We start from the raw sequence: 22,714 nt of genomic DNA, 5'->3' as shown, positions 1-22,714 counted from the left end.
GGAGGTTTCGGGTGCGCCGGGCACTCAATAAGATTTCCACGGTAGCCACATGCTTTGCGGCGGCGCACCGTTTTTTTTTCCGCGCGGCCGCAGGGCGACTCCCCGAACAAAGGAGTACGCGATGGACCCGTCCCTTACGGACACGTCGGCGAGGTCGAACCGATCCAGCTATCTCTACCGGCTGTTGGATGCCGCGATCGTCATCATCTGCGGCCTCGCCGTCACCGAGCTGAAGTTCTCGGACGAGGCGATGGCGGATCCTCCGCAGATCCACCTGTTCCTGATCTACCTGTGCGGCCTGGGCGTCATCGCGCTGTTCCCGGCCTTCCGCCTCTATGTCTCCTGGCGCGGCCGCCGCCTGACCGACCTGGTGGTGCGCAGCCTGGCGGCCTGGGCCACGGTGTTCGCCCTGGGCATTCTGGTCAGTTTTCTCATGCATCAGAGCGCGGCGGTATCGCGCTTGTGGGCGGCGACCTGGTTCGGCTCCGTCGCCCTGGCGCTGGCCGGCGTGCGCCTGGCGGCCTACACCATCCTGGGCGCGGCGCGCGACCGCGGCCTGGACCGCAAGCGCGTGCTGCTGGTCGGCTTCGGCGCGCTCGGCCACGACCTGTGGCGCCGTGTCGAACGCTACCGCGAGGCCGGCTACGAGATCGCCGGCATCTATGCCGAAGCCCACGAAAACCTGCCGCCGCAGGTGCGCCGCCTGCACGAGCTGGACGCGCTGCATGGCTTCGTGCGCGAGCACAATGTGCGGGAAGTCTGGATCGTGCTGCCGATGGAGGCAGGCCAGGAATTGCGCGAGGTGCTCTACCACCTGCGCAACGACCTGGTGGACATCCGCTGGATTCCCGACGTGATGTCGATCCAGTTGCTGGGACACCGCATCGGCGAGTTCCTCGGCCTGCCCGCCATCCAGCTCAACAGCCTGCCGGCCGCCGGCGTGCGCGGCCTGGCCAAGGAAGCCTTCGACCGCGCCTTCGCCCTGTGCGCGCTGGTGGGGTTGTCGCCGGTGATGCTGACGGTGGCGTGCCTGGTGAAGCTGACCTCGCGCGGGCCGGTGCTGTTCACCCAGCCGCGCCTGGGCGTGGACGGCAAGGTGTTCCACGTCTACAAGTTCCGCACCATGACCGTGCACCAGGAGCACGGCGTGGTCACCCAGGCCACCCGCAATGACGCCCGCGTCACGCGCATTGGCGGCTTCCTGCGCCGCACCAGCCTGGATGAACTGCCGCAGTTCCTGAACGTGCTGCGCGGCGACATGTCCGTGGTCGGCCCGCGTCCGCACGCGCTGGAGCACAACGAACTCTACAAGGACCTGGTACAGCGCTACATGATGCGCCACCGCGTCAAGCCGGGCATCACCGGCTGGGCCCAGGTCAACGGCCTGCGCGGCCAGACCGACACGCTGCGCAAGATGAGCGACCGCATCGAGCACGACATCTATTACATCCAGCACTGGACGTTCCGGATGGACCTGATGATCATCGCCCGCACGGCGGTCTCCGGATGGACGGGCCGAAATGTCTACTGAACCGCTCGGCTGGCCCCTGATCGTCCCGGCGCGCGTGCGTTTCTCGCCCGGCCCGGCCGCGCCGGCCCCCGGCCTGCTGGCCGAGGACGACTTCCGCCGCGCGGTGGAGATGCTGCCGCTGGTGTCCATCGACCTGCTGCTGCGCGACGCCGAGGGCCGCTACCTGACCGGGCTGCGCAGCAACCCGCCGGCCCAGGGCGCCTGGTTCGTGCCGGGCGGCCGCATCCGCAAGAACGAAACGCTGGCGCGGGCGCTGCAGCGCATCGCCCGCGAGGAACTGGGCGTGACGCTGCCGCCCCCCGCCTGGCGGCCGCGCGGCGTGTACGAACACTTCTACGACACCAATTTCGCCGGCGAGCCCGGCCGTTCCACCCATTACGTCGTCCTCGCCTACGAGGCCGATCTGACGCTGGATGCCGGCAACCTGCCGCTGGGCCAGCACCGCCGCTACCGCTGGCAATCCCCGGCGGCCATCGCCGCCGATCCCGGCGCGCATCCGAACACCCAGGCCTACTTCAAGGAGTCAGCGCCATGACCCACCCCCATCCCCCCTACCGGGCCGTCATCCTTTGCGGCGGTTCGGGTTCGCGCCTGTGGCCCCTGTCGCGCGAGCTGCTGCCGAAGCAGTTCATCCGTTTGACCGATGACCGCAGCCTGCTGCAGAACACCCTGCTGCGGCTCGGCTCGGCCGGCGCCCAGCCCAAACCGATGCTGGTCTGCAACGCCGCCCACCGCTACATCGCGGCCGAACAGGCGCAGGAACTGGGCATACAGGACGCCGAGATCGTGCTCGAACCGCACGCCCGCAACACCGCGCCCGCCATCGCCGCCGCCACGCTGCGGGCGATGCGCGACGGCGAGGATCCGGTCATGCTGATCATGCCGTCCGACCACGTGCTGGAGGACGGACCGGTGCTGGCCGCCGCCTTCGCCGAGGCCTACCAGGCCGCGCGCCAGGGCGCGCTGGTGACGTTCGGCATCACGCCCACGGCGCCGCTGAGCGGCTACGGCTACATCCAGGCGGCCGAGCCGGACGACCTGGCGCCGGCGCGACGCGTGCGCCGCTTCGTCGAGAAGCCCTCGCCCGAAGTGGCGCAGCGCTTCATCGAGACCGGCAGCTACTACTGGAACAGCGGCATGTTCGCCTTCCAGGCCTCGGTGTTCCTGGCCGAGATGGAACGCCTGGCGCCGCGCATCCTGCAGCAGGTGCGCGCGGCCGTGGCCGCCGGCCATGGCGAAGACAGCCTGTTCCAGTTGGACGGCCCCGCCTTCGAGGCCTGCCCCAGCGACTCGATGGACTACGCCATCATGGAACGCACCGACAGCGCCGTGGTCATCCCGCTGGCAGCGCCCTGGAGCGACGTCGGCGCCTGGGACGCGGTCTGGGGCATCGCCCGCAAGACGGCCGAGGGCAACTCCACCAGCGGCGACGTGATGGTCGAGGACTCGCGCAACTGCCTCATCCATTCGACCAGCCGGCTGGTGGCCTCGGTGGGACTGGACGACATCGTGGTGATCGAGACCGCCGACGCGGTGCTGGTGGCGCACAAGACCCGCTCGCAGGACGTCAAGCGGCTGGTGGAGGCTTTCAAGGGCCAGCGCCGCAGTGAGATGAACCACCACCGCGAGGTGCAGCGGCCCTGGGGCTCGTATGACTCGGTGGGCCAGGGGCCGCGCTACCAGGTCAAGCGCATCACCGTGAAGCCGGGCGCGCGCCTGTCGTCGCAGATGCACCATCACCGCGCCGAACACTGGGTGGTGGTGTCAGGCACGGCGCGCATCTACAACGGCGACAAGCAATACCTGCTGACCGAAAACCAATCGACCTACATCCCGCTGGGCGAGGTCCACAGCCTGGAGAACCCCGGCAAGATCCCGCTGGAAATCATCGAGGTGCAGTCCGGCGCGTATCTGGGCGAGGACGACATCGTCCGTTTCCAGGACATGTACGGCCGTGTCTGATCCGCGGCGCGCGGCCTCGTCCTTCTTGCGCCCGGGGGTGGCGCGGATCTGCCTGCCCGCGGCGGCGCTGTTCTTCCTGGCGCTGGTCACGGTGGGCAACCTGCCAGGCCTGGCGGCGGAAATGTCGGCCACCTTCGGCGACAAGCGCCTGCACCTTGCGGCCTACGCCTTTCTGACGGCGCTGATCTACGCCTCGGTGCGTCGGCGCCCCGCGCTGACGGCGCTGGCGATCGTGACGGCGCTGGGCGCGCTGGACGAAATCATCCAGTCCTTTTTTGCCTATCGACAGGCTGATCTCTTAGACCTTCTGGCCGATATCTCCGCGGCGGGTGCGACAGTAATCTCGTTGAACATCGGTTCCGCAGCCTTCGGCTCCTTTCGTGCAGTGACTAAGTCTTAAGGATAAAACCATGCCAAAACGGGCACTGATTACCGGCGTCACCGGACAGGACGGCGCATACCTGGCCGAGTTCCTGCTGGCCAAGGGCTATGAAGTCCACGGCATCAAGCGGCGCGCGTCGCTCTTCAATACCGCGCGCATCGATCACCTGTACCAGGATCCGCATGACCAGCCGCGCAACTTCGTGCTGCACCACGGCGACATGACCGACTCCTGCAGCCTGATCCGCATCGTGCAATCGGTGCAGCCCGACGAGATCTACAACCTGGCGGCGCAGAGCCACGTCGGCGTGTCGTTCGAAGAACCGGAGTACACCGCCAACGCGGACGGCCTGGGCACCCTGCGCCTGCTGGAGGCCATCCGCATCCTCAAACTGGAGGACAAGGCCCGCTTCTACCAGGCCTCGACCTCGGAGCTGTACGGTCTGGTGCAGGAGACCCCGCAGAAGGAAACCACGCCGTTCTATCCGCGCAGTCCCTACGCCGCCGCCAAGCTGTACGCCTACTGGATCAGCGTGAACTACCGCGAGGCCTACGGCATGTATGCCTGCAACGGGATCCTGTTCAACCACGAATCGCCCAAGCGCGGCGAGACCTTCGTGACGCGCAAGATCACGCGCGGCCTGGCCCGCATCGTGCTGGGCCTGCAGGAATGCCTGTACCTGGGCAACCTGTCGGCGCTGCGCGACTGGGGCCACGCGCGCGACTACGTCGAAATGCAGTGGCTCATGCTGCAGCAGGACACGCCGGAGGACTACGTCATCGCCACCGGCATGCAGTACAGCGTGCGCGAGTTCATCAATACCGCCGCGCGCGAGCTGGGCATCCTGCTGGCGTGGGAAGGCGAGGGCCTGAACGAAACCGCCACGGTGCTGTTCAGCCCGGTGCACGACATCAAGGCCGGCCAGGTCATCGTGCGGGTCGACCCGCGCTACTTCCGCCCGACCGAGGTCGAGACCCTGCTGGGCGATCCGACCAAGGCGCGCGAGAAGCTGGGCTGGTCGCCCCGCACCACCTTCGCCCAACTGGTCAAGGAGATGGTCGAGAGCGACCTGAAGGACGCGCGCCGCGATGCCCTGGTGGAGCAGAACGGCTACGAAATCTACGCCTACAAGGAGTAGCCCGCCATGAGCCATCAGGATCAACGCGTGTTCGTGGCCGGCCATCGCGGCATGGTGGGCGCGGCGCTGGTGCGCGAGCTCCAGGGCCGCGGCTACCGCCAGGTCATCACGCGCAGCCACAGCGAACTGGACCTGGAGAACCAGAACCAGGTGCACCGCTTCTTTTCGACCACGCCGGTCGACGTGGTGTACCTGGCGGCCGCCAAGGTCGGCGGCATCCTGGCCAACCAGAACCATCCGGTGGACTTCCTCTACCGCAACCTGATGATCCAGTGCAACGTGATCCGCGCCGCCTACGCGGCCGGCGTGCGCAAGCTGCTGTTCCTGGGTTCGTCCTGCATCTATCCGCGCGACGCGCCGCAGCCGCTGCGCGAGGACGCACTGCTGACCGGTCCGCTGGAAGCCACCAACGAGCCCTACGCCATCGCCAAGATCGCCGGGCTGAAGCTGTGCGAGGCCTACCAGCGCGAGCATGGCGCGCACTTCGTCTGCGCCATGCCGACCAACCTGTATGGCCCGCACGACAACTACGACCTGCACAGCAGCCACGTGCTGCCGGCGCTGATCCGCAAGTTCCACGAGGGCCGCGAGGCCGGCGACGACAGCGTGACGCTGTGGGGCAGCGGCAGGCCGCTGCGCGAATTCCTGTACGTGGACGACCTGGCGCGGGCCTGCGTGATGCTGATGGAAACGCCGTCGGCCGAGGGCATGTACAACATCGGCGCCGGCCAGGACCTGTCCATCGCCGAGCTGGCGCGGGTGGTGGCGCAGGTGGTCGGCTACCAGGGCAACATCGTCTACGACGCCAGCAAGCCCGACGGCACCCCGCGCAAGCTGATGGACTCGTCCAGGGTGCGCGCCCTGGGCTGGAAACCGGAGATATCGCTTACCCATGGCGTGACGCTGGCCTATGGCCATTTCCTGCGCGAGCAGGCGCGTCCGCCGCTGCCCGTGGCCTGAGCGCCACGCCAACCGAGCACAGGCCCACCGATGATCCGACTCATCAGGCAGCACGTCGCCGGCAATGCCTCGTTCTGGGGGCTGGTGGAATACGGCATCGGCCCGGTCGCGGCGCTGGTGGCGCTGCCCATCCTGTTCCGCCAGTTGGGCACGGTGGGATTTGGCCAGTACTCGATGATCATCGCGCTGGCCGGCTTCGGCAACGCCGCCAACCTGGGCGCCGCCGTGACCGCCACCAAGCTGGTGTCCGAACGCCTGCACGAGCCGGGCGGCGCCTACCGCGCGGCAGGCGTCGCCATGTCGCTGATCGGCTGCGCGCTCGGCGTGGTGACGGCGGCCGCGGCGCTGCTGTGGGGCGTGGTCTGGCTGGGCTGGCCCGCCGCCACCTTCGGCGGGGTCGCGGTGACGCTGCTGGCCATGCCGGCGCTGGCGGTCTACCTGACGCAGCAATACGACCAGTTGATGTCCGGCTGCCTCAAGGGCCGCGAGGATTTCCGCGCCACCGCCCTGTGCGAAGTCTTCAGCCGCAGCGGCACCATGGCGCTGGCCTGCGCCGCCGCGTGGCTGACCGCTTCGCCCACCTGGACCGGCCTGGCCCAGGCGGCCGGCCTGCTGCTGGCCGGCTCGGTCAAGATGCGCGTGTTCGCGCGCCGCTACGGCCATGCGCTGGTGCGCCCGGTGCGAGACCGCGGCGCGATGCTGGCGGCGTTCAAGTTCTCGCGCTGGTCCTGGCTCAACAGCCTCAGCGCCCTGGCGTTCGGCTCGGTCGACCGGGTGCTGGTGGGCAGCCTGATGGGCCCGGCCGCGCTGGCCATCTACACGGTCGGCGTGCAGGTCGGCCAGATGATCCACACCGCTTCGGTGGCGATTTTCCAGAAGGCCATGCCGCGCGTCAGCCGGCTGGCCGCGGCGCCGCCCCATCCCGGCGCCGCCGAAGAGGAAATCCGCCGCCTGATGCGGTGGAACCTGCTGCTGTCGGCCGGCGCCACCGTGGCGGTGCTGGCGGTCAGCGCGCCGCTGCTGGACCTGCTGCTGGGCCAGGCGGTGGCCGAGGGCCACCTGGGCACCTTCCGCCTGCTGATCGCCGCCTCCGGGCTGCTGTCGCTGAACGCGGCCGCGCATTTTTCCCTGCTCGGGCTGGGCAACTCGCGCGCAGTCGCCATTCTGAACGGCCTGGGCGGCCTGGCCATGCTGTGCGTCATGGCCGTCCTGGTGCACGCGGCGGGCGAACACGCCGCCGCCTGGGGCCGCATGGCCTACGCGGCGATCACGCTGGCCGGCGTGGCGCTCGCCATCCGTCAATCCCGGCCCGACTACCCGGGCGCAATGCCTGCGGCCACCCGGTAGTGAACATGCTGAGGTCTTATATGCGCAAGCGTCACAACGAGTACTCGCGTGAACTGATCGATTTCGTGAGCGAGCTGCGCCCGCCCGCGCCGATCGCCGGCGGCCTGTTGCCCAAGCTGACCATCGTGACCCCCTCGTTCAACCAGGCCCGCTTCCTGGAACGCACCATCGTGTCGGTGCTCAACCAGGGCTATCCGCGGCTGGAGTACATCATCATCGACGGCGGCTCGACCGACGGCAGCGTCGACATCATCCGCAAGTACGAGCGCTACCTGACCCACTGGGAAAGCGCGCCCGACCGCGGCCAGTCGCACGCCATCAACAAGGGCTTCGAGCGCGCCACCGGCGACTATGTCGGCTGGCAGAACTCCGACGACCTGTACTACCCGGGCGCCCTGCGCAAGCTGGGCGCGGCGGCGGCGCGGGGCCGGGCGCCGATCGTCAGCGGCAACCTGTTCGTGGCCGACGCCGACAACCACATCTTCCGCAAGATCCACTACACCCCCGTCAACCGCGGCACGCTGACCGTGGTCAAGGCCTCGATCCCGAACCAGTCGGCCATCTTCCGCCGCGACCTGCTGCTCAAGCACGGCCTGTTGCAGGAAAGCATGCGCTACTGCATGGACCTGGAACTGTGGAGCCGGCTGCTGCGCGAAGGCCGCAACCAGATCGTGCCGGACGCGATGGGCGTGTACACCGCCCATGACGAGACCAAGACCGCGCTGATGCAGGACGTGCTGCTGGAGGAACGCCAGCAGATCGTCGAGCGCATCCGCCGCACCGAACCGGGCATGGGCAAGCTGTTCGGCCTGTCGTGCCGGGCGTCGCAGGTGGCGGCGCACGCGCGCCAGGGCGATCTGTCCTACCTCGTCGAAAAGCTCGCCATCAAGCTGTTCGGACGCGACGACTGGGCCGCGCACTGACCCCACCCAGCCATGGAGCCGCCATGCATTCGCACCGCCGTCTTTCCACGTTGCACCTGCTGGGCCTGTTCGCCTTCACCGCGCTGGCGCTGAACGACGACCACTTCATCCTCGGGGTGGGCAGCTTCAAGCTGTCGCCGTTCGACGTGCTGTTCGTCGCCATCCTGGTGGTCAAGGCGCTGCGGCTGGCGGACCCGGCCGCCTATGCCCTGCCGCGCGGCGCGCTCGGCATGCTGCTGGGCCTGCAGGTGCTGACGGTGATCTACCTGCTGCTGGTGTCGCTGCATCATCCGGGCATCGACACCGGCGACGTCGCCCGCGACCTGCGCATCGTCTTCTACTTCCTGAGCGTGCCGTTCCTTTGCTACAAGGACATCGACAGCCCGGCGGCCTACGCCCTGCTGCAAAAGTACATCGTGGCCGCGTGCCTGGCCGTGGCCACGCTGATGCTGCTGGAGCAGTTGCAGGGCTTCAGCGTCGCCAACCCGCTGCGCAACGTACGGCTCGGCGTCTGGGCGATTCCGTTCGGCGTGGTGTCGCTGCTGTACTTTCGCAAAACGCTCAACGTGTCCGGCCCCAAGGCCTACGCGTTGACGGTGTACATGCTGCTGGCGCTGGTGTTCTCGCTGAACCGCAGCCAGTACCTGCAACTGATGGTGTCCGTGCTGCTGGCGGTGATGCTGGCGGCCGGTTCCGACGTGCGCCGCCGGGTGGTGATGATCTTCGCGCCGGCGGCGGTGGCCGGCATCCTGGTGTTCGCCAGCATCGGCTACCTGGAGGTGCTGACCAACCGCGTCTTCAGCGTCGAACGCCTGGACGAGGACTCCAGCTACGGCGCCCGCATCCAGGAGATGCAGGGCCAGATGGACTCGTTCGCCGAGAGCCCGGTGTTCGGCAAGGGCGCCGGCTTTCGCAGTTGGGTGATGGGCGAGAACGGCTTCGAACTGAGCACGTTCGCGCACAATTCCTGGGCCTTCTACCTGATGAAGTTCGGCATCGTCGGCACGGCGATGATCATGCTGCCGCCACTGCTGATCCTGCTGCTGTCGCTGTTCCGGCGCTACGCCCACCCCGGACTCGAACTGCATCGACGCTATCTGCTCGCCACGGCGCCGATCTACATCTTCATCGACTCGCTCTCGGGCGGCCTGGCGTACGCCCCCAAGACCGCCTTCACCGGCTTCCTGCTGTGCTACTGCCTGTCGCTGATACGCAATGCGCGGGCCATGCCCGTGCCCACGCCCGCGCCCGCGGCTCCCAGCCCCCGTCCGGACGCCATGCGCCGGGCGTCACCGCGAGTACTGCCCCATGCCTGATGTCCTGTTCGTCGCGCCCGACCTGCACGGCGGCGTCGGAAGATGCGTTGCCTTCATCGCCGATGCCCTGCCCGAAAGGGGCCTGGACGCCGCGCTGTTCCTGCTGCGCTCGCGCAACCGCGAGTACCCGGTCGCCAATCCACGCGTGACACGGGCGCTGCCGGTCATCGAATCGCCCACCTCGCTGCGGCTGATGCTGCCGGTGGCGTTCTGGCGGCTGCTGAAGCAGATCCGCCGTGACCGGCCCGCCATCGTCTGCTCGCACGGCCTGCTGTGCAATATGCTGGTGGTGCTGGCCAGGAAGCTGCTGCGCGGCAAATTCGCCACCGTCGCCTTCGAGCACAGCAGCCCCGCCATCCATTACGGCGCGTCGCGCATGCGGCGGCTCAAGTGCTGGCTGGTGAGCCAGACCTACCGCCGCCACGACGCCGTCGTCGGCGTGTCGCGCGGCGTCAAGGAAGACCTGGTCAGCATGTTTCCGCCGCTGCGCGGCAAGGTGCGCACCATCTACAACGGCGTGCCGCTGGACGAGGTGCGCGAGCAGAGCGCGACGTCCACGGACGCCGAGCCTGCCGCCGCGCCGTACCACGTGGTCGCGGTCGGCCGCCTGGAGGCCGTCAAGGACTATGCCACCCTGATCGACGCCGCCGCGCTGCTGGACGACCCGGGCATCCGCTTCACCATTTTGGGCGAAGGCTCGGAACACGCCGCCCTGCAAAAGCGTATCGACGCGCGCGCCTCGCGCAGCCCGGTGACGCTGGCCGGCCACATCGACAACCCGTTCCCGGTCATCGCCGGCGCCGGCGCCTTCGCCCTGACCTCGGTGCGCGAGAGCTTCGGCAACGTGCTGGTCGAGGCGCTGTGCCTGGGGGTTCCTGTCATTTCCACCGATTGTCCGCACGGGCCGGCCGAGATCCTCGACGCCGGCCGCTACGGGCTGCTGGTGCCGGTGGGCGACGCGGCGGCCCTGGCCGCGGCGGTGCGCCGCCTGGCCTACGACGGCGACATGCGCGCGAGACTGGCGGCCGACGGCCCCGGGCGCGCCGACGCCTTTTCACTGGAGCGGCACTGCCGCGACGTCATCGAGCTGTTCCAGCCGCTGATGCGGCGCGCCGCCTCCTGAAAGGAAAGCATCATGTCCAAGATACCGGTGTCCGTGGTCGTCATGACCAAGAACGAGGAACGCAACATCGCCAAATGCCTGAAGGCGCTGGCCGACTTCGACGAAGTCTTCGTGGTCGATTCCAACAGCACCGACGCCACCTGCGCCATGGCCGCCGCGCTCGGCGCCAAGGTCAGCAACTTCCAGTGGAATGGCAAGTACCCGAAAAAGAAGCAGTGGTGCCTGGAGCAGTTGCCCTTCACCCACCCCGTGGTGCTGTACGTCGACGCCGACGAGGAAATGACGCCCGAGCTGGCCGCCGAGATCCGCGCCGCGCTGCCGCGCTTTGCCGCCGGCGCCGGCGGCGCCTTCGTGCCGTTCGACTACGTGTTCTGCGGCCGCAAGCTGCGCCATGGGCATCGCGTCTACAAGCTGGCGCTGCTGGCGCGCGAGCGCTCGCGCTTTCTCGACTACGACGACCTGGACGTGGCCCACATGTGGGAGGTCGAGGGCCACTACCAGCCCCAGGTGCAGGGCGCAACCTTCGCGCTGCGGGCGCGCATGGTGCACAACGACCACGACTCGCTGTACCACTACTTCGACAAGCACAACCGCTACTCCGACTGGGAAGCCAACCTGCGCATCAAGGGCCTGATGAACGACCCGCGCGAGGCCAACGTTGGCGCGCGGGCGCTGCTCAAGCGCGTATTCCAGGCGATGCCGTTCAAGGCGCCGATCTCGTTCCTGCATTCGTACGTGCTGCGACTGGGGTTCCTCGACGGACGCGCCGGCTTCGACTACGCCATCGCGCGCGCCATGTACTACTGGCAGATCCGCATCAAGACCGAGGAGATCCGGCAGGCGCGACTGGCCGAGCCCGAGCGCGGACAGCGTGACGCGGTGGCCGGAGCCGCCAAATGAGCGCGCTGCAGCGTCTCGACCAGTTCGCCGTGGCGCCTGGACAGCGCGGCCGCTCGGCGTTGACGGTGCAGTTGTGGTGGCTGGTGCAGGGGTCGCTGTTCCGCTGGTCGCCGCAGGTGGCCTACGGCTTCCGGCGCTGGCTGCTGCGCTGCTTCGGCGCCCGCGTCGGGCGCAAAGTCCTGATCCGGCCCAGCGCCACCGTGACCTATCCCTGGAAGGTGGAAATCGGCGACTACGCCTGGATCGGCGACGACGCGGTGCTCTACAGCCTGGGGCCGATCCACGTCGGCGCCCATGCCGTGATCTCCCAGCGCAGCTACCTGTGCGCGGCCGACCACGACGCCGGCAAGCCCGACTTCCCGCTGCGCGAACGCGCTGTGCGCATCGAGGAAGGCGCCTGGGTCGCCACCGACGTGTTCGTCGGCCCAGGGGTCACCATCGGCCGCGAGGCCGTGGTCGGCGCGCGCAGCTCGGTGTTCCGCAACCTGCCGCCCGCCATGGTGTGCCTGGGCAATCCCTGCCGTCCCGTCAAACCCCGCGTGGAGCCGCCAACATGAAGATCCTTCTGTACAGCATCAACTACGCGCCGGAGCTGACCGGCATCGGCAAGTACAACGCGGAAATGGCCGAATGGCTGGCCGCCCGCGGCCACCAGGTCAGCGTGGTCACCGCGCCGCCCTACTATCCCCAATGGCAGGTCCACGACGGCTATCACGCCGGCCGCTACCGCCGCGAGACGCGCGCCGGCGTCGACGTTCGGCGCGCGCCCTTGTGGGTGCCGCGCAAGCCCGGCGGCGCCAAGCGCCTGGTGCACCTGGCCAGCTTCGCGCTGTCCAGCCTGCCGTCGCTGCTGCGGGCGGCGGCAGGCCGGCCGGACCTGATCCTCGTGGTCGAGCCCGCCCTCTTCTGCGCCCCAGCCGCATGGCTGGCGGCGCGGCTGAGCGGCGCGCGCGCCTGGCTGCACATCCAGGACTATGAAGTGGACGCCGCCTTCGACCTGGGCCTGCTCAAGGGCGCGCGACTGCGCGGCCTGGTGCAGCGCGCCGAGCGTTGGCTGATGCGACGCTTCGACCGCGTCTCGACGATTTCCCGGCGCATGCAGGACCTGGCGCTGTACAAGGGCATCGACCCGCAGCGCGCGGTGCTGCTGCCCAACTGGATCGACGTCAACGCCATCGCGCCCGACCGCGCGGGCAATCTGCGCGCCGAGCTCGGCATTCCGGCCGACGCGGTGGTGGCGCTGTACTCGGGCAACATGGGCGGCAAGCAGGGCCTGCTCACGCTGGCGCAGGTGGCGCGGTTGCTGGAGCACGAACCGCGCCTGTGGTTCGTGTTCTGCGGCCAGGGCCCCGAACGCGCGCCGCTGCAGGCGCAGTGCGAGGGCCTGGCGCGGGTGCGCTTTCTCGACCTGCAGCCCTGCGAACGCCTGGGCGCGCTGCTGAACACGGCCGACATCCACCTGCTGCCGCAACGCGCCGGCGCCGCCGATCTGGTCATGCCGTCCAAACTGACCGGCATGCTGGCCAGCGGCCGTCCCGTGGTGTGCGGCGCCGCGCGCGGCACCGAGCTGGCCGGCGTGGTGGCGCACTGCGGCCTGGTCACCCCGCCCGAGGATGCCGCGGCCATGGCCGAGGCCGTGCGCAAGCTGGCCAACAACGCGCAGATCCGCGAGACCCTTGGCACCGCCGCGCGCCGCCACGCGCTGCGCTACCTGCACATCGACGCGGTGCTGGCGGCCGCCGAACGGGAGTTCGCGGCGGTGGTCGATCCCGTCACCGTGCCGGCCGCGCCCAGCCCCGCCAGCGCCGCGCGCCGCGACACGGGCCGCTGACGCCGCCATCACGGCCTGGCGCCATCCAGGGCGGCGCGCTTGAGGGCGCGCCGCCTCTTTCCTGGGGCGTCTTCAGGTGGGTTCGCCGGGCTTGCCACTGCCGCGCACCAGGCCCATCTGCACCGCGATGTAGGCGGCCTCGGCCTGGTTGCGCGCGTTCAGCTTCCAGTACAGGGTGCGCGCATGGCTCTTGACCGTGGCCACCGAAATGCCCACGTGCTGGCCGATCTCGCGCATGGTCTTGCCCTGCACCAGCAATTGCAGGATCTCCTCCTGCCGCTGCGTCAGCTCGCGCAATTCCGGCGCCGCCGTCTGCGAGGCGCCCAATGGCCGCGCCGCTGGCTGCGGATAGCATTCCCCGCCCGCCAGCACCAGGCTGACCGCGGCGGCCAACGCATCCGGGCTGGAGGCCTTGGGCAGATAACCCGCCACGCCGGCCCGCGCGCAGGCGGCCATGACGTTCTGGTCCAGCACCGCGTACAGCGCCAGTACCAGGCGCGGCATGAACAGCGCCATCGCCTGCGACAGCAGGCCGATGTCGGGCTCGGTTACCCCGCTGCAGCCGACCACCAGCAGTTCCACTGGCCGATTGATCGAGCCCGGCATGTTCAAGAGATGGGCTGGCGAGATCGCCAGGATGTCCTCGGCATTGCGCACGCGCTCCAACACATGCTGGATAGCGACGCGAAGCAGCGCGTAGTCTTCGATCAGAACGGTTGTCATCCCGGGGGGAACCTTGTGACACAGGGTCCAGACACGGTTCCCATGGCAAGGCGGCGCACGGCAGCGACGACGGTTCCGGCGCGTCACCCGGCTCACGGGAATCTCGTCCGCCGCGCGGGGTGGGCTCTGGCGGCATAGCGATTCGCCGTCTCAACCCATGCTTGCGGACACAACCCATGCTATCAGCGGCTACGTTCGCTGAATCTCGTACAGGAGGATGATTGGAGGAGGAATGCTGCGGCACGGCGACCGCCGATGCTGCAGTGTATGCCCTAGGCGGGATGGCGGGGAGCGCCCGGCCGGGCCGATGGGCGGGGGCCGCGCGCGGTCTGGCGGACGGCGCGAGCCGGGGCGCCGAGCCCCGGCGCTTCAGCCCAGCTTGCGCCCATACATCTGTCCGGCGTCCACGTCGCGAGCGTTGGGCTCATGCCATTCCAGCGTGGCGCCGCGTTGCAGCGCCGCGTACACGGCCTCGCCCTTGTTCTTGACGTGCAGGCGTTGGTACAGCGTGCAGGCATGCGTTTTCGCGGTGGCCACCGAGATGTTGAGCATGCGGCTGACCGTCTTGATGGGATAGCCCCTGGCCAGCAGCACCAATACCTCGTACTGGCGCGGCGTGATCTGCAGCAACTGCGCGCCCGCGCTGATCGGCATGGTGCCCTTGCCAGCGTCATCGGTCTCGCGCGCCGGCAGCACGCAACTGGCCTGAGCCGGGGCCTGCAACGCCTGCTCGCTCGGAAAGCACTGCCCGCCCGCCATGACCAGGCGGATGGCCGCTTCCAGGATCTCCACCGACGCCGTCTTCATCAGGCAACCGTACACGCTGGCGCCGGGCAAGCCCTGCACCGGCATCGGCAGCGGCATGACATCGGTCAGCAGCAGGATGCGCTTGGGGCTGAGTTCGCGCTGGATCTCATGCAGCGTGCTCCAGGCTTCCTCGCTGTCCACGGGCAGGCCGTAGATCAGAAGATCTGCGCCGGCATGCGCCCCGTTGGCCTTCGAGACATCGGCCAACCCCATTCCTTCGATTTCCCACACATCGTCCAACTTGCTCAGAATCTGCCATAACCCCAGCCGCAGAAGCGGATGGGCTTCAATCAGGACCATCTTGGCCATGGTGGCCTCCCGGTTGTTCAACAGGCCTAGAAGGGATCTTCGCTGTGCTGAAGACTATTTTTTTTCCAACCCCGCGGGGGTGGTCCGCGATTTCCCGGAATATCTAATGACGCTGCACCGGGCCATTTGGGCTGGGAGACTTTCGTAGCCAACATAACGGATGGCATGAACCCATCTTATGGTTCGAAATTGGCAAAATCAAGACGCTGGCAAGCGATATAATCCGACAAAAACAGAAATCATTCGTTAGCCGTAAACGTACTCATAAAACAGGATGAGACACCCCCTCTCATCCTTTCATCCGCTAGGGTTTCCACCAACCCCATCCGCGCGCAAAGCCGCGCGCCAAGCGGCTTCCAGGCCGGCAGGCCGGCTTGGGCAAGGCCATGTTCAAGGCATGCGCGGGGGGAACGGGGCGCGACCGGCGCCGACGGAAAGGCTGTCGCGACGCGGCCGGATCGGGCGGCAGACTTGTCGATATGTTTCCACCGACACATTATGCCCGCGGCTATCCGTCGCAAAAGAAATATAGGTAACACTTTTATTTTCCGGTAGCTTGCGTCATTTACTCCATATACGCGAAGTCAAATACCGTATGGCCACCCTGATGATGCCAATGGTGCATTGAAGCATGGCGTTTTTTCAGGAAGCTGGCGTAGTGGATCTCGCCGTCGGTCTCGACGTAGGTCGACGGCGACAGTTCTTCGATCCGGTTCAGCGAAACGCCCTTGCCGTAGTGGCAGAAGCCCTGGTACTGCGCGCAGCGGATCACCTCTCCGCCAGGCGAGACAACGATCCCGGCGTTGCGGGCCCGCATCGGGTTGCGCACGATCGGGTTGCAGGCGTGCGGCGTCCAGTGGCTCGAGCGCGGCGAGTCGGCGAAGAAGGCGAACAATTCATCGCAGTGATTCTGGCCGTCGGTGCGATCGATATTGGTTAATAGCCACCAGTATTCACCGCGTTTAAAAATAATAGTATCGACCGCGGAAACATCGGTCATGAGCGTCAGATCCAACTCCCATTTCAGCGGAAATTCCGTGCATTTCCATAATTCAATACTCCGATTTCCGCACGTTTCCGGCACCATGTACGTCGTTCCTTCATATTCAAAAATATATGGAAAGGATAAATGGTAAGGCAGATTCAGGGCGGTCCCGAGCAACTGGAAAGCCCCGTTTTCATAGGTGGCGACCGAGATCGTTCCCTTGCGCGAGTGAAAATCGTAATCCTCAAAAAAAATATATGGATGATCGCCCCGCATATAAACAAATGGATCCGCGAAAAAACGCCCCTTGGGAGGCTGCAATACCATGGCCTCGGATACCACTGCCTGTTGCCGGGTCGATGGGAACATACCGATTCGCCAGCGCACATTGCGCCTCATGACGCGGCGCACAATCAAATCGGTCATTAACCAGGCCTGACGGGCGATATAGGCGGCGCTATCCCACTCGGCCGGATCGTCGCGGCGCTGGCCGCTCATGATCTGCATGCCGGGAGGCGCGGCGCCAGGCCGCGCCCGCGCCAGCGCCAGCAGCGCGTCATAGACCATGAAATTGCCGAGGCTGAACGCGCGGGTCTGGTTCTTCAGCCAGAACACCTCGGTATTGAAACTGCGCTGGTCCAGCAGCGCATCCTCGTCCGCGCTGGCGCCCACCCGCCACAGCTTCACGGTGGTATGGTCCTCGCGCTGATAGACCTCCCAAAACCCCGCATAGCGGCTGGTGGAAACGGCGATGTCGGAATAACTGAGCCGCCAGATGCCGTGCCGCGCCCAGCCCGCCATCCGCGAGCGCGGCGGCGGCAGCGCGCCCAGCATGATCACCAGGTCCAGCCCCAACGCCGCCACGCCGTCATCGCGTCCGCTGTCACGCGGGCCCGCCGGCAGGGTCAGCACCGTGGTCGATGCGGGCAGGCCGTCGCGCAAGTCGCGGCAGGCCAGCATCTGGCGCTGCCGCGCCGGCAGCAGGCGCGACTCCAGCCGCGACAGCGTGCCGAACAGCGCCTTGGCGCCAAACCGCGGCGACAGGCCGGCGGCGTCTTTCTCCATGACCAGCAGTGCGGAAAGATCGAAATCCTGGCTGCGCGCGAGCCACTCAGCCATGTCGTGGATCCAGCCGGGCTGGTCGGTGCCATCGATCAACAGCCCCACTCTGTAGGTCTTCATGTCTCCTGCTCCTGTGTCAGGTCGATATGGCCTGCGGCACCGGAACGGCGATCGGGCTCGCCAGGCGCATCCACGGTGCCACGCTCTCAAGTCCTCGCTGTGATACTGCGGCGTTTCGCCCCGACCTTCCAGACGGCTTTCATCCTAGGGCGCAAGTCCGAGGCCAAACGGCGCAACGCCGTTTGGACGACACGCCGCGCTCCGCCTCAGCCAACGGCAGGGGTTCTCATGCAAAGGAACGAGCGCCGCACGCACTCCGTTTTTAGGGGTAAACCCTATTCGGGATTGCAGGGGTCGCACGCTTGCGATCTTTTACGCATACTGCTTTCAAACAAACGTTTGAATTCAACTTAATGCAAGAACTCAGATCTTCCAGCACGCGCGAATCGATCCTGGACACCGCCGAAGCCCTGTTTGCCCAGCAGGGGCACGACGGCACGTCCATGCGCCAGATCACCGGCGCGGCGGGCGTCAACCTGGCCTCGGTCAACTATCACTTCGGCTCCAAGGAATCGCTGGTGCAGGCCGTGCTCAAGCGCCGCCTGGAAGTCCTGAACCGCGAACGGCTGCGACTGCTCGACGAGCTCGAGGCCCAGGCCCAGGGCAAGCCGCTCAAGCCGTCGCAGATCGTCGACGCCTTCTTCGGCACGCTGCTGCGGCTGGCGGCCGATCCCGAACAGGCCGGCAGCACGTTCCTGCCGCTGCTCGAACGCACCATGACCGACCCCGCCGGCTTCATCCGCGCCCTGTTCGCCGAGGAATACGCCGACGTGCTCGAGCGCTATCGCAATGCCTTGTTCGCCGCCCTGCCCGACGTGCCGCGCGCCGAAATCGTGTGGCGTTTCCAGTTCATGCTCGGCGCCACCTCCTACGCCATCATCGGCACCGACCTGCTGCGCTCGGTGACCGGCTGGACGCTGGACGAGTCCGAGCAACCCGACAACCCCGAGCTGCTGCTGCCCCGCCTGATGAGCTTCCTGCTCGGCGGCCTGCGCGCTCCGCTGCCGCAGCACCCCGCCACCTAGGGCCCCGGGTCGGCGCGGCGCGGCGGTTCCAGAGAATTCAAAAAAGGAGACTAGGAAATGAACGCAGTCATCGTCGCGCTGATCGTCATCGCGCTGCTGGCCGTCATCCTGCTGGGCGTGCGCCCGCTCAGGCGGGCCTTGCTGTCGGCGCCGATCTTCAATCTCTACCGCAAGGTGCTGCCGCAGATGTCTGACACCGAGCGCGACGCGCTCGAGGCCGGCACGGTGTGGTGGGAAGGCGAGCTGTTCCGCGGCCGCCCTGACTGGAAGCGCATGCTGGCCTACCCGCGCCCGCGCCTGACCGACGAGGAACAACATTTCCTCGACCACCAGGCCGAAGAGGCCTGCCGCATGGTCAACGACTGGAACATCACGCAGGAGCGCTTCGACCTGCCCCCCGAGGTCTGGGACTATCTCAAGCGCAGCGGCTTCCTCGGCATGATCATCCCCAAGGAATACGGCGGCCTGGCCTTCTCGGCCTATGCCCACTCCGAGATCGTGACCAAGCTGTCGACGCGCTCGTCGGCGCTGGCGGTGTCGGTGATGGTGCCCAACTCGCTCGGCCCCGCCGAGCTGCTGCTGCACTACGGCACCGACGAACAGAAGAACCACTACCTGCCGCGCCTGGCGCGCGGCGAGGAAGTGCCGGCCTTCGCGCTGACCAGCCCCTGGGCCGGTTCCGATGCCGCCGCCATTCCCGACAGCGGCATCGTCTGCAAGGGCGAATGGCAGGGCCGCGAAGTGATCGGCATGCGCGTTAGCTGGGACAAGCGCTACATCACGCTGGCGCCGGTCTGCACGCTGCTGGGCCTGGCCTTCCGCCTGTACGACCCGGACGGCCTGCTGGGCGGCAGGAAGGACATCGGCATCACCTGCGCGCTGGTGCCGCACGACCATCCCGGCGTGGACACCGGCCGCCGCCACTTCCCGCTGAACGCCATGTTCATGAACGGCCCGACCCGCGGCCAGGATGTGTTCATGCCGCTGGACTTCATCATCGGCGGCCCGGCCATGGCCGGCCAGGGCTGGCGCATGCTGATGGAATGCCTGGCGGCCGGCCGCTCGATCTCGCTGCCATCGTCCAACACCGGCATGTCCAAGCTGACCGCCCGCGCCGTCGGCGGCTACGCCCGCGTGCGCAGCCAGTTCCGCACCCCGGTCGGCAAGTTCGAGGGCGTCGAGGAGGCGCTGGCCCGCATCGGCGGCCACACCTACATGATGGACGCCGCGCGCAGCATGACCGCCGGCGCCGTCGACCTGGGCGAGAAACCGTCGGTGGTGTCGGCCATCGTCAAATACCACGTCACCGAGCGCGCGCGCCAGGTCGTCAACGACGGCATGGACGTGATCGGCGGCAAGGGCATCTGCCTGGGGCCCTCCAACTTCCTGGGCCGCGCCTATCAACAGATCCCCATCGGCATCACCGTGGAAGGCGCCAACATCCTGACCCGCAGCCTGATCATCTTCGGCCAGGGCGCGATCCGCTGCCATCCCTACGTGCTGGCCGAGATGCGCGCGGCGCAGTCGTCCGACCGCAGGCAGGGCCTGATCGATTTCGACCAGGCCTTCTGGGGCCACGTCGGCTTTGTCGCGCGCAACACGCTGCGCGCGCTGGGCACCGCCCTGACCGGCGGACGCTTCATTGGCATCGACGCCGACGTCGCGCCTGAGATGAAGCGCTACTACCAGTTGGTGAGCCGCTATTCGGCCGCTTTCGCGCTGCTGGCCGACACCTCGATGCTGGTGCTGGGCGGCAGCCTCAAGCGCCGCGAACGCCTGTCGGCGCGCCTGGGCGACATCCTGTCGCAGATGTACCTGGCCAGCGCCGCGCTCAAGCGCTTCGAGGACGAAGGCCGCCAGAATGCCGACGCGCCGCTGGCGCACTGGTCGGTGCAGGACGCGCTGTTCCGCTTGCAGGACGCCATCGACGGCGTGCTGGAGAACTATCCCAACCGGGTGGTGGCGTGGAGCCTGCGCCGCATCGTCTTCCCCTGGGGCCGGCCGCAGTCGCTGCCGTCGGACCAACTGGGCCAGGACGTGGCGCGGCTGCTCATCAACCCCGGCGCGACCCGCGACCGCCTGACCGCCGGCTGCCATCTGCCCGCGACCGCCGACGAACCGGTCGGCGCGATCGAACAGGCGCTGGCCGCCACGCTGGAGGCCGAGCCGATCGAATCGAAGATCCGCGAGTTCGAGAAGCGCGGCACGCTCGAAGGCAATCCGCAGGCCAACGTGCGCGACCTGGCCGACGCCGTCTTTGCCGCCGGCGGCATCACCGCCGAAGAATATGCGGTGGTCAAGCGTCGCAATGCCTTGCGCGATAGCGTGGTGAGAGTGGATGATTTCCCCTTTGACCTCGGCGTCACAGGCGCGGTCAAGCCAGCGGCCGAACGCAAGGCCGCCTGAGGACCCAGTCAACACGCAGAGGAGATCGGATGGCATTCAAACCGGTATACGTGGTCGACGGCGCCCGCACGCCATTCCTGAAGGCGCGCACGGGCCCCGGCCCGTTCGCCGCCGGGGATCTGGCGGTGCAGGCCGGCCGCGGCCTGCTGCTGCGACAGCCCTACGCGCCCACGGACCTGGACGAGGTCATCGTGGGCTGCGCCGCGCCGTCGCCCGACGAAGTCAACATCGGCCGGGTGATCGCCCTGCGCCTGGGCTGCGGCAACAAAGTGCCCGGCTGGACCGTGATGCGCAATTGCGCTTCGGGCATGCAGGCGCTGGACTCGGCCATCGCCAACATTCAGACCGGACGCTCGCAATTGGTGCTGGCCGGCGGCGTCGACGCCCTGTCGCGCGCGCCGGTGCTATTTTCCGACGACATGGTGCGCTGGCTGGCCGGCTGGTACGCGGCCCGCGGCGTCGGCGCCAAACTCGCCACGCTCGGCCGCCTGCGCCTGCGCCACCTGGCGCCGGTCATCGGCCTGCTCAAGGGCCTGACGGACCCGGTGGTGGGCCTGTCGATGGGCCAGACCGCCGAGAACGTCGCCACCCGCTTCGGCATCAGCCGCCAGGCCATGGACGCCTATTCGGCGCAGAGCCACGCGCGCGCGCTGGCCGGGCGCGCCAACGGCGCCTTCGCCGAGATCACGCCGCTGATCGACACGCAGGGCAAGCTGTACCCGGACGACGACGGCGTGCGCGAGGACTCCACGCCTGAAAAGCTGGCCAAGCTCAAGCCGGTGTTCGACAAGCCCTGGGGCAACATCACCGCCGGCAACAGCTCGCAGGTCACCGACGGCGCGGCGATGCTGGTGCTGGCCTCCGAGGAAGCGGTGCGGCGCTGGAACCTGCGGCCGCTGGGCCGCATCATCGACAGCCAGTGGGCCGGCCTCGATCCGGCCATGATGGGCCTGGGGCCGGTGCACGCCGCCACCCCGATCCTGCAACGCCACGGACTCGGCCTCAATGACCTGGACTTGTGGGAGATCAACGAGGCCTTCGCCGCGCAGGTGCTAGGCTGCCTGGCGGCCTGGCGGGACGAGGCCTATTGCCAGGAACACTTCGGCACGCCCGCGTGGGGCGAACTCGATCCGGCGCGCCTGAACGTGGACGGCGGCGCCATCGCCATCGGCCATCCCGTCGGCGCCTCCGGCGCCCGCATCGTGCTGCACCTGCTGGAGGCGCTCAAGCGTCGCGGCGCGCGCCGCGGCATGGCCGCCATCTGCATCGGCGGCGGCCTGGGTGGCGCCATGCTGGTCGAAACCCTGGAGGACCGCCCATGAACACGCTGGAGACGCTCTCGCACTGGCGCCTGGAGCGCGACGCCGACGGCCTGGCGTGGCTGACGTTCGACCGCGCCGGCAGCGCCGTCAACGCGCTGTCCGCCGACACCATGGCGGAACTGGCGACGGTGCTGGACGCGCTCGACGCGCAGCCGCCCAAGGGCCTGGTGATCCGCTCGGGCAAGCCGACCGGCTTCATCGTCGGCGCCGACGTCAATGAATTCGCCGAACTGAACACGCCGGAACAGGGCCGCGCCCTGGTGGCGCGCGGCTGGAACCTGTTCAACCGCCTGGCGGCGGTGCGCTACCCGACGCTGGCGCTGATCCAGGGTCACTGCCTGGGCGGCGGCCTGGAACTGGCGCTGGCCTGCCGCTACCGGCTGGTGGAGGACGCGCCCGGCGCCTCGCTGGCGCTGCCGGAAGTGATGCTGGGCATCTTTCCCGGCTGGGGCGGCATGCTGCGCCTGCCGGCCGTGGTCGGCGCGCCGGCCGCGCTCGACATGATGCTGACCGGCCGCGGCGCCGACGCGCGCCGCGCGGCC

20 protein-coding genes are annotated in these 22,714 nt (G+C 68.0%); 17 read left to right on the top strand and 3 right to left on the bottom strand.

Annotation, left to right across the window (positions count from 1 at the left end; all coding sequences use genetic code 11):
* The first annotated feature begins 121 nt into the window (after positions 1 to 121).
* The 13 genes from HV783_RS22680 (at position 122) to HV783_RS22620 (ending at position 13,413) form a co-directional block, all read left to right on the top strand.
* Positions 122 to 1,531 (top strand): undecaprenyl-phosphate glucose phosphotransferase, encoded by a 1,410-nt coding sequence (locus HV783_RS22680; RefSeq protein WP_175166634.1) that lies wholly within the window; start codon positions 122 to 124, stop codon positions 1,529 to 1,531.
* Positions 1,532 to 1,604: 73 nt separating this feature from the next.
* Positions 1,605 to 2,066 carry a GDP-mannose mannosyl hydrolase gene (locus HV783_RS22675; protein ID WP_155755505.1) on the top strand — a complete coding sequence of 154 codons (462 nt, stop codon included), beginning with the start codon at positions 1,605 to 1,607 and terminating at the stop codon, positions 2,064 to 2,066.
* Positions 2,063 to 3,493, top strand: coding sequence for a mannose-1-phosphate guanylyltransferase/mannose-6-phosphate isomerase (locus HV783_RS22670; protein WP_116791888.1), 1,431 nt, complete (start codon positions 2,063 to 2,065; stop codon positions 3,491 to 3,493). The genes HV783_RS22675 and HV783_RS22670 overlap by 4 nt, the downstream gene beginning before the upstream one ends.
* Entirely contained in the window at positions 3,486 to 3,893 is a 408-nt protein-coding gene (locus HV783_RS22665; RefSeq protein ID WP_231132911.1) for a VanZ family protein, read from the top strand. Before HV783_RS22670 ends, HV783_RS22665 begins: the two co-directional genes overlap by 8 nt.
* Before the next feature lie 10 nt (positions 3,894 to 3,903).
* Positions 3,904 to 5,013 carry a GDP-mannose 4,6-dehydratase gene (gmd, locus tag HV783_RS22660; RefSeq protein ID WP_054503055.1) on the top strand — a complete coding sequence of 370 codons (1,110 nt, stop codon included), beginning with the start codon at positions 3,904 to 3,906 and terminating at the stop codon, positions 5,011 to 5,013.
* A gap of 6 nt (positions 5,014 to 5,019) precedes the next feature.
* A complete protein-coding gene (locus tag HV783_RS22655; RefSeq protein ID WP_054503056.1) occupies positions 5,020 to 5,973 on the top strand; it encodes a GDP-L-fucose synthase family protein in 954 nt (317 codons plus the stop codon).
* A 30-nt stretch (positions 5,974 to 6,003) separates the two neighbouring features.
* The gene (locus HV783_RS22650; RefSeq protein WP_175189902.1) at positions 6,004 to 7,320 is read left to right on the top strand and encodes a lipopolysaccharide biosynthesis protein; all 1,317 of its coding nucleotides are present in this window, start codon (positions 6,004 to 6,006) and stop codon (positions 7,318 to 7,320) included.
* Positions 7,321 to 7,340: 20 nt separating this feature from the next.
* Positions 7,341 to 8,243 (top strand): glycosyltransferase family 2 protein, encoded by a 903-nt coding sequence (locus HV783_RS22645; protein WP_054503058.1) that lies wholly within the window; start codon positions 7,341 to 7,343, stop codon positions 8,241 to 8,243.
* 23 nt (positions 8,244 to 8,266) lie between these two features.
* Positions 8,267 to 9,559 (top strand): O-antigen ligase family protein, encoded by a 1,293-nt coding sequence (locus HV783_RS22640; protein WP_175189901.1) that lies wholly within the window; start codon positions 8,267 to 8,269, stop codon positions 9,557 to 9,559.
* A complete protein-coding gene (locus HV783_RS22635) occupies positions 9,552 to 10,682 on the top strand; it encodes a glycosyltransferase (protein ID WP_064524264.1) in 1,131 nt (376 codons plus the stop codon). The genes HV783_RS22640 and HV783_RS22635 overlap by 8 nt, the downstream gene beginning before the upstream one ends.
* Before the next feature lie 12 nt (positions 10,683 to 10,694).
* Positions 10,695 to 11,582 (top strand): glycosyltransferase family 2 protein, encoded by an 888-nt coding sequence (locus HV783_RS22630; protein WP_081273429.1) that lies wholly within the window; start codon positions 10,695 to 10,697, stop codon positions 11,580 to 11,582.
* Positions 11,579 to 12,139: a putative colanic acid biosynthesis acetyltransferase gene (locus tag HV783_RS22625; RefSeq protein ID WP_054503062.1), complete on the top strand. Its 561-nt coding sequence runs from the start codon at positions 11,579 to 11,581 to the stop codon at positions 12,137 to 12,139. Before HV783_RS22630 ends, HV783_RS22625 begins: the two co-directional genes overlap by 4 nt.
* A complete protein-coding gene (locus HV783_RS22620; protein WP_175189900.1) occupies positions 12,136 to 13,413 on the top strand; it encodes a glycosyltransferase WbuB in 1,278 nt (425 codons plus the stop codon). The genes HV783_RS22625 and HV783_RS22620 overlap by 4 nt, the downstream gene beginning before the upstream one ends.
* A 72-nt stretch (positions 13,414 to 13,485) precedes the next feature.
* Here the strand turns inward: HV783_RS22620 and HV783_RS22615 are convergent, their stop codons facing one another.
* The 3 genes from HV783_RS22615 to HV783_RS22605 all read right to left on the bottom strand — a co-directional run bounded on the left by HV783_RS22615 (position 13,486) and on the right by HV783_RS22605 (position 17,419).
* Entirely contained in the window at positions 13,486 to 14,136 is a 651-nt protein-coding gene (locus HV783_RS22615) for a response regulator transcription factor (protein ID WP_054503064.1), read from the bottom strand.
* A gap of 369 nt (positions 14,137 to 14,505) precedes the next feature.
* The gene (locus HV783_RS22610; protein WP_064524407.1) at positions 14,506 to 15,252 is read right to left on the bottom strand and encodes a response regulator transcription factor; all 747 of its coding nucleotides are present in this window, start codon (positions 15,250 to 15,252) and stop codon (positions 14,506 to 14,508) included.
* Between the two features lie 565 nt (positions 15,253 to 15,817).
* Positions 15,818 to 17,419: a glucosamine inositolphosphorylceramide transferase family protein gene (locus tag HV783_RS22605; protein ID WP_175189899.1), complete on the bottom strand. Its 1,602-nt coding sequence runs from the start codon at positions 17,417 to 17,419 to the stop codon at positions 15,818 to 15,820.
* A 353-nt stretch (positions 17,420 to 17,772) separates the two neighbouring features.
* On the opposite strand from HV783_RS22605, the gene HV783_RS29520 reads away from it, so the two are divergent.
* From HV783_RS29520 to HV783_RS22590, 4 genes are all read left to right on the top strand, one after another.
* On the top strand, positions 17,773 to 18,444 hold the full coding sequence (locus HV783_RS29520) for a TetR/AcrR family transcriptional regulator (protein WP_054503067.1): 672 nt from the start codon (positions 17,773 to 17,775) through the stop codon (positions 18,442 to 18,444).
* 57 nt (positions 18,445 to 18,501) lie between these two features.
* Entirely contained in the window at positions 18,502 to 20,850 is a 2,349-nt protein-coding gene (locus HV783_RS22600) for an acyl-CoA dehydrogenase (RefSeq protein ID WP_254604000.1), read from the top strand.
* A gap of 29 nt (positions 20,851 to 20,879) precedes the next feature.
* Positions 20,880 to 22,172, top strand: a complete 1,293-nt coding sequence (locus tag HV783_RS22595) for an acetyl-CoA C-acetyltransferase (RefSeq protein ID WP_064524256.1) — start codon at positions 20,880 to 20,882, stop codon at positions 22,170 to 22,172.
* On the top strand, positions 22,169 to 22,714 hold a 546-nt coding region (locus tag HV783_RS22590), incomplete at its 3' end, for an enoyl-CoA hydratase-related protein (RefSeq protein WP_175189898.1). The genes HV783_RS22595 and HV783_RS22590, both read left to right, overlap by 4 nt.

The sequence above is a fragment of the Achromobacter dolens genome (assembly GCF_902859745.1).
Lineage (GTDB): Bacteria > Pseudomonadota > Gammaproteobacteria > Burkholderiales > Burkholderiaceae_B > Achromobacter > Achromobacter dolens.
This window is presented reverse-complemented; position numbering and strand designations above follow the sequence as displayed.